This is a genomic window from Mesorhizobium sp. M1428 (assembly GCF_040317515.1).
Taxonomy (GTDB): Bacteria; Pseudomonadota; Alphaproteobacteria; order Rhizobiales; family Rhizobiaceae; genus Mesorhizobium.
Window position 1 is genome coordinate 1 of sequence record NZ_JAMYKT010000057.1, and the last position, 7,596, is coordinate 7,596.

The 7,596-nt window shown below is 58.5% G+C and carries 5 protein-coding genes and 2 pseudogenes; 2 read left to right on the forward strand and 5 right to left on the reverse strand.

Annotated features, from left to right (window positions below; genetic code table 11):
• Positions 1-80 precede the first annotated feature (80 nt).
• A complete protein-coding gene (locus tag NKG60_RS31940; RefSeq protein WP_352976664.1) occupies positions 81-296 on the reverse strand; it encodes a transporter substrate-binding domain-containing protein in 216 nt (71 codons plus the stop codon).
• A gap of 610 nt (positions 297-906) precedes the next feature.
• On the opposite strand from NKG60_RS31940, the gene NKG60_RS31945 reads away from it, so the two are divergent.
• Positions 907-1,605 carry a hypothetical protein gene (locus NKG60_RS31945; RefSeq protein WP_352976666.1) on the forward strand — a complete coding sequence of 233 codons (699 nt, stop codon included), beginning with the start codon at positions 907-909 and terminating at the stop codon, positions 1,603-1,605.
• Positions 1,606-1,826: 221 nt separating this feature from the next.
• Here NKG60_RS31945 and NKG60_RS31950 read toward each other — a convergent pair whose 3' ends face one another.
• The 4 genes and pseudogenes from NKG60_RS31950 to NKG60_RS31965 all read right to left on the reverse strand — a co-directional run.
• Positions 1,827-2,492, reverse strand: a complete 666-nt coding sequence (locus NKG60_RS31950; protein ID WP_352976668.1) for a PHP domain-containing protein — start codon at positions 2,490-2,492, stop codon at positions 1,827-1,829.
• A gap of 182 nt (positions 2,493-2,674) precedes the next feature.
• Positions 2,675-3,487 (reverse strand): annotated as a pseudogene (locus NKG60_RS31955) (helix-hairpin-helix domain-containing protein); the annotation flags it as partial.
• Positions 3,488-3,592: 105 nt separating this feature from the next.
• Entirely contained in the window at positions 3,593-5,491 is a 1,899-nt protein-coding gene (gene ligD, locus NKG60_RS31960; protein WP_352976670.1) for a DNA ligase D, read from the reverse strand.
• Positions 5,492-5,647: 156 nt separating this feature from the next.
• A pseudogene (locus tag NKG60_RS31965) lies at positions 5,648-5,764 on the reverse strand (NADP-dependent oxidoreductase); the annotation flags it as partial.
• Between the two features lie 415 nt (positions 5,765-6,179).
• On the opposite strand from NKG60_RS31965, the gene NKG60_RS31970 reads away from it, so the two are divergent.
• Positions 6,180-7,103, forward strand: a complete 924-nt coding sequence (locus NKG60_RS31970) for an MBL fold metallo-hydrolase (protein ID WP_352976672.1) — start codon at positions 6,180-6,182, stop codon at positions 7,101-7,103.
• The last annotated feature ends 493 nt before the right edge of the window (positions 7,104-7,596 follow it).

Sequence of the window (7,596 nt, forward strand, 5' to 3'; positions counted from 1 at the left end):
AAGCCGATCTCCGATCCCAATACAGAATCGGCAACCTCACAGATCGCGACCACTCCCGAAAGGTGGTCCCACAACAGCGCTTACGCTTTTCCGATGGCCCTGAGTAGATCGATGTCAAAGCCAACCAGTGTCCCATCCTTGCTGAATTCAAACGGAGGATAGGTTGGGTCTGTCGCAAAGGACAACTCCTCCGTATCCTGCGCCCGGGCAACGGAGGCATGAGTTAGACAAGTGAGCGTGGCAATGGCGACCATGCCGAAAATCTGTCTCACATGCGAGCGGAAGCTGAGGGTCATGAGTTCTGTCCTTGTTCGAGGTAGATGTACCCTCAGAGATTCAGCGGTTCGAAACAATTCAGAGAAGTCGAACTTTGGATGTAAGGCGATGCAACAGACAAATGAAATTGTATGATCGAGGAGCGAGAAACCCTCAGATTTGTGCGTTCGAGATCTTGCGCTAAACGTAACCTTTAGCCTCGTATGCTGCCTCCACGGGTTCCTTGTCAGTCTGCGCGCGTGAGCTAACATCGACGTCTGTACGGTTAGGCCGTGAGTGACCCGGAGCTCATTTTCGTCGCGATAAGTAGATCCCATGGCGAGTGTCGCGGACACGAGGGGCAGCCAGGCCGGACAGGGTCAATTCGGCCTATATCGCTAGGGCCGGCCACACCAACACGTGATGCGGACGATGCGCGAAAACCAATGCCGCGCGCATAAACGTTTCCTAGCGCTGCACGTTAGGATGAATGCAATGTCATTAGATTCCGAGGCTATCTCCCGTATTTTGACCGGAGGTGATTCGACGCCAAGTTGCCCGGCGCCGAGCTTGTTTCCCGCGCCGAGCTTTCGAATTGTCGGACTTTGTCTAAATCACTCGTTAATGCTCACACCGTTTAGAGGGACACTAATGACCTCCAATTTTTCTTTGCCGTCTGAGCTCTGCGAAGCGGTCACTAGATCGCCATTTAGAGTCCAAATCGCATTTGACGGTAACTGGATGGATGCTTTTCGGTTCGGACCTGACGAACTGCCGTCGCGGGATGACTTACACAAGGTACTCGCCGGACGCGAAGCCGATGTCGCGGTCGAATTCTGCTTCCAACTCCGCAGCGGCGAGAACTTTTTTTTCGGTCAGCGTCGTCTCGGAAAGAAAGGTGACCGCGATACGCTCGAATTCGTCGACAGGGCCTTTAAGTGCAGTCTCGGTCGCGACTGGATAGATCTTCCGGACTTTCTATCTCGCCTTGAGAGGGCCATGCCCGATATCGACCGCATAGCGAAGGATACGCTGTGCAAGGATCTAGAGAATGTCGAGATCGGCATTACCGACTGGTGGCGCCGAGGAGATGTTGTTGAGGTTTGGAACAAAGAATCTCCAGTGATACCTGATCTGAAACAAATTACGATCAACTTAGACGATTTTCCTTCACTGCATCGAAACGACATAAAATTTGCTTGCCTGGAATTTAACTTCCTATCCCCCCTGCATCACTGGTTTGCAGTTGAAATTTCTGATCAAGTGGAAGGTTTCCACATTTTACGACCTTCTAAAGCATGGTCCTGGCTAGTGAAGTGCTTGTCGAATTACAAGGAGCCAGTTGACTGAGATACCTAGCAGCAGAGCCTAACACTACACTTTTCGATGAACATTGTTGCGGGGAGTGCAAATGTCTCGGTCGATTTATGAAACCTGCTCAAAGAAGCGGGCGCGGAACTGCAGCTTCAGCTGGCAATGGCCCCGATGAGAACTCGCACTCCAGTTTGCGCGGCTGGGAAGATTTTAAGAATGACGGACTCCTGCGCTGATAGGCCGGGCGCAGAGCCAGGTTAGGACATTTGCCTGCGCCGTGCGAGATGCGCAAGGAGGGCCGTCAAACGCATCGCGTTCAGGACCCGCTTCGCAGGGACGCCGCCCTTGCGCGCCATCTCGACACCCCAATGCATGTGGTCGAGCTCGCGGATCGAATGAGCGTCCGGGTTGATGCTGAAGATGCAGCCATGATCGAGTGCCTTTTGATGCCAGCGCCAGTCGAGGTCGAGTCGCCAGGGATGTGCGTTGATTTCGACGGCGACGCCGTGTTTCGCGCACGCTTTGAGGACTTTGTCGATGTCTAGATCATAACCGGGCCGGCGCAACAGCTGGCGACCGGTCATGTGCCCGATGATTGTCGTCCGAGGATTTCCGATCGCCTCAATGATACGCTCCGTCTGCTCCTTCTCCGGCAACTTGAACCGGCTGTGCACGCTCGCGACGACGAAATCGAACGTCTCCAAGATATCATTCGGGTAATCGAGCGTGCCATCCGCCAGGATGTCCGCTTCGATGCCCTTCAGTATGCGAAATTCTCCATTGTATGCCTTGTTCAGCCGGTCAGCTTCGCGGTGCTGTTCAGCAATCTCGTGCAACGAAAGACCGCCGGCGTAGTGAGCGGACTGCGAATGATCGGCGACACCATAGTATTCGAAGCCGCGCATGCGGGTAGCTTCAGCCATTGCCTCAAGCGTTTCGGTGCCATCGGATGCGGTCGTGTGAGAATGCAGGATGCCGTGCAGATCTTCATCCCGAATGAGAGCGGGTAGCTTGTGCTTTGCCGCTCGCTCGATCTCGCCCTGCCTTCGCGCAATTCAGGCTCGATAAACTGCAGGTCTAGAGCTTGGTAGATTTCTTCTTCTGTCGCTGACGCGATCAGCTTTCTCCCGCGACGAAGCCCGTCGGCGTTTAGGGTGAATCCCTTGTCGGCGGCGAACGTCTTCAGTTGCTCAAGGTGGTCTGCCGAACCGGTTGCTTCGAGCAGGCTCGCGCCAAAGTGCTTCCTGTCCGTGACAACAAGCCTGAGGGTCGTATCCTCGATTCCAGTCGACTTTCTGCCCTGCGCTACCAGGGCGAAGTCGGAAACGAGTTCGCAACCGCGCCGGAAGTCACCTGCAATTTCGACGCGCGAAAATTCGGGATGCTCTTGCTTTACCGATAGGACCGCATGTTCGAGAAGAGCGGCTGCCTTGTGCAGATGAAGTTGCGTTTCGCCGCTTCGCACGATGGCCAGGTTCTGCAGGAGCTTTGTCTGAAGCGTGGCGCCGAGGCCTTTGACTGGGCGTATGCGATCTTCTCTTGCTGCGGCCTCGAGCTCCGCCAGCGAGTTCACGCCGAGCGTCTGATGAAGCTTCAGTATCTTATCGGGACGAAGCCCGGGTATGGCAAACAGCTCCATCACGCCCGCTGGAACATCCTCGCGCAGCTTCTCAAGGCCTGGGTGCGTGCCGGTATGGTAAAGCTTGGTCACGATGTCTGCGATCGCGTCACCGATCCCCGGGATCTTGGTGAGGGCGCCGGCGGCGATGATCCGGTCAAGCGGCTGCGACAGCGCCATCAGACTGTCTGCCGCGCGCAAGTATGCCTTTGTGCGATATGGATTGTCGCCGCGCATAGACCTCCGTTGCGCATATTCCCTCAAAAGACTGGCGACAGTTCTCGAAGCGGTTTTTGCCATGGCTTCAGCCAAACGAGGCCGATCTCCGCAGGTTCCAATCAACCAAGGCCATGAGCGCTGTGTTGCCCTTAAATCCCAGCTTTACAGCCTCTTCCGCGTCGCACGCTACAGATTGGGCAAGGATTGGTCAGCGCGACCCCACCCCGCCAGAGCTTTGGAGGCTGCGCGTTTCATTAATTCAGGAGCGTCGCCCACGTGGAAATGAGAGGGCGCATCTATTGTCTTCATCTCTGCCCACGTAATGGGTGCCGCCACGGGGGCGCCCGGACGTGATCTTGCGCTGTAGGGCATGATAGCGGTCGCCCCGCGCTGATTGCGTAGATAGTCCACAAAGATGCGACCCTTGCGGCGCGCCTTTGACAACACGGCCGTGAAGTGGGCCGGATCGCTCTGGGCGACCGCCTGCGCCAGGCGAGACGCGAAGTCCTTCACCTCTGGCCACTCGGCGCCAGGGGTGAGGGGCGCGATGACGTGCACTCCTTTGCCTCCCGTCAGCATCGGGAAAGTGGTGAGCCCCAGCGATTTAAGGATGGCGCGGAACTGAAAGGCAGCTGCGCGGACGGCCTCAAAATCGAGGCCTTCATCGGGGTCGAGGTCGAACACGAGGCGGTCCGCCTTTTCGACATCCTCGATCCGAGCCCCCCACCCATGCAGCTCAATAGTTCCCATCTGGACGCACGTCATCAGTCCGTCGGCATCGTCGACATAGAGATATGGTTCCTCGTGCCCGTCCTTCTCCCTGATGCCGACGTGGTGGACTCTATCGCCGAAGCTGCCGGCGTCGTGTTTTTGGAAGAAGCACTTCTTCGCGCGGCCCTGTGGGCATCGAACCAGACTGATCGGCCGGCTGCCAACCCAAGGCAGCATGATCGCCGCAACCGCTGCGTAATGGTCGGCGAGCTGTCCCTTGGTGATGTTGGACTCGGGATAGATGACGCGGTCACGGTTACTTATCGCGATGGCGGGTGTCGCTGACACCGCGAGGTCGCTTGCATGACGTTCCGTCTCGAGCACGACCGCCTCCGGCTTCTTGTCTTCGCGGAGACCAAGATAGCTCGGATGTCGTAATGTCCCTTCATTTGTCATTTCGGTGAAAGCAATCTCAGCGACCAGTTTCGGACGGAGCCAGTGTGCGCCGCGCACTTCGGCGCGTGGTGCGTCGACGGTCGCTGCCTTCTGCTCAAGCGGCGCCATGATCTTCAAGAGACGAAGGAGTTCAGCGGTATCGAAGCCGGTGCCGACTTTCCCGGCGTAACGCAGCTTGCCGCCGTCATGAACGCCAAGGATTAATGACCGAAACGCGCGGACCTTGTCGGACGGCGTCCAGCCGACAATCACAAACTCCTGCCGCTTGATGCATTTGATCTTCAGCCAGCTTGCGCCGCGGGCCGCCACATAACTCGAATCCGCGAGCTTTGAAATGACCCCCTCAAGGCCGGCTGCGCAGAAGCGATCGAGCAACTCTTCTCCGCGACCGAGGATATGGTCGGAGTAACGAAGGACGGGATTTTTCGCAGGCAAGATCGCCTCCAGCTTCGCTTTGCGCTCAAGAAGAGAAAGCCTTGTCAGATCCTCGCCGTCGAGCTGCAGCAGATCGAACGCATAAAAGTCGATAGTCGTCGGGGCGCCCTTCAATGCATTCTGAAGCGCCTGGAAGTTAGATCTTCCTTCGGCATCGACAACGACGGCCTCTCCGTCAATCAGGGCGGAGCGCACCTTCAGCTTGCGAGCCTCGGAGATGATCGAGGGAAAACGGCTAGACCAGTCCAGACCAGATCGTGTGTAGGCTCGCGCCTCGCCACCGCCGACGGCAACGAGAACACGATAGCCGTCGTATTTCATCTCATGGACCCACCGATCGCCGGCTGGGACCGTGTCCACGAGCGTTGCAAGCTGGACCGGCCGGAAAGCCGGCGGCGATAAAGTGACCTCGTCACGAGCGGGCGACTTCGCTTGACTAGCGCTCGACCCATTGATTGCCTTACGCGACGTCGGCTTAACCACTCTGACCTAACCATGCTCAGAGACGAAATAGCGTTATCCGCGTCCAACGCGCGACCAATGCTTTAGTTTCGCTGCAGGCCGTATTCCTTTTCGCGATCATTGCCGACCCGCTTGATAGGGCCGCGGCCTGAGGCCTGTGCTTCCTGCCTCCGGCCGCCGATCGGTCCAGGTCGAGGGCCACTCTAGCTCAGTCGGGACGAATCCCGACGTCTGAATCTAAACGACGACGTCGTTTATCGCTGCCTGGGGCTCGGGCCGATCGGCCAGCTTCATCGCAGCCGTCCCGCCAGCCTAATCCGTCACTACGATTGCCTTCATCGGAAGTGTCTCCTCGATCATTCGTCAGCTAGCGATGCCAATAGATATGTCCGGCTCTGGAGCCCTCGATGATCTCGCATTACGATTACGAGCTTTCCGGAGATTGTTACAAGTTGCTCACAGCCGTTAGTCCCTGCTCGAAGGGGTGTCTTTCGACTTTTGCGGGAGATCATCCGCCCTTGCAAAGGTCGGCCATGCACCTTCGCATTACGTGGCCGATACTTCCGTTTGATGGTCTCGCAGGCCATGGCGGCGCAATCTCGTCCGCACACGCTCTGTGGCCGTCCATGAAGGCGCATGCCAAGCCAGGGGGGGCCAACGGCGGATGCGGCGATATAGCCGCGGCAAAGGCGATCAACAGGAGACAAACATGAGCACAAACATGAATGTGGACGACATTTCTGCTCGACCGGGACCTGACGAGCTGGTTCCGTCGCGCTACGCACTCAAGGTCGGCGAGATTGACGTGCTCGTGGTCAGCGATGGTATCCTACCAATTCCAGCCCCGACTATCGCATACAACGTCGACCCGGCCGTCCGGACAGCCTGGCTGGAGGACGAGTTCCTCTCGCCGGAGACGCTCGAGTGGCCGCTGAACGTGGCTGTGGTGCGCAGCGGCGACCAAACCATACTCGTCGACGCTGGGCTAGGGGCGGACCCGGACTTGCACTTGCCGCGGGCAGGGCAGTTGATCCATCGGCTGAAGGCCGCTGGCATCGATCTGGCATCGGTGACTGACGTGGTGCTGACCCACATGCACATGGACCACATTGGCGGGCTGCTGATCGACGGCGTGAAGGAGCAGCTGAATCCGGACATGCGGATTCACGTTGCAGCCGCTGAGATCAAGTTCTGGGAATCGCCCGATTTCTCCCGCGTGTCCATGCCGCAGGGGTTTCCAGACGCGCTTCGGCGGGCAGCCAAGCGATTCATGAATGAGTATCGCAGCCATCTGCGCCCGTTCGAAGACGAACACGAGGTGGCGCCGGGAGTGGTCGTCCGTCGCACCGGTGGCCACACCCCGGGCCACAGCGTCGTCCGTCTGTCGTCAGGCCACGACCGGCTGACGTTCGCCGGGGACCTGGTGTTCCAGGTTGGATTCGACCATCCCGACTGGCACAACGGCTTCGAACACGACCCCGAGGAAGCGGCCCGCGTCCGCGTCAGTCTTATGCGGGAACTCGCGGCGAACCGCGAGCCCCTGGTGGCCACTCACCTGCCGTTCCCGTCGGTTTGTCATGTGGCGGTCGACGGCGACGCCTTTCGTTGCGTACCGGCCGTTTGGGACTACTGATCGCTTGCCGGGTGACAACAACCTAGGCTCTCTCCGTCGAGAGCCATCGCGCCATGATCATCTGTTCATGCAAAAGTAATGAGCGGTCCGACGTCCGCTCCGCCCTCGAGGCGGAGCGGACGCGCTCGAATAGTCAGGTCTATCCCTGTCTCGGCTGCAGTCCCAAGTGCAGCCGTTGCTGCGCACCATCCGCCCCCTCGCGGACGAGACACTCGGCACCGCGTGTGCTACGCCCTGCAAACGACCGCGCGCGGTCTGCCCAATCCCGACTCGGCTGACGCAGGGCGCCTTTCAGCGCGTAGGACGCCATGCCTGAGACGGGCATTCGGTCACCGTTCACCGAGCCGATCACGATGATCCGGCCGTCCTCAGGCATCTGCCGCGCCGCCTCGACATAGGCATGCTAGGTGTTTGATCCCAGGCTTTGATGGTTCATCATTGTCGTCCGAATCAAAGGATGCACTATGGGCCAGGTTCTGCATGGGAGCGCCAC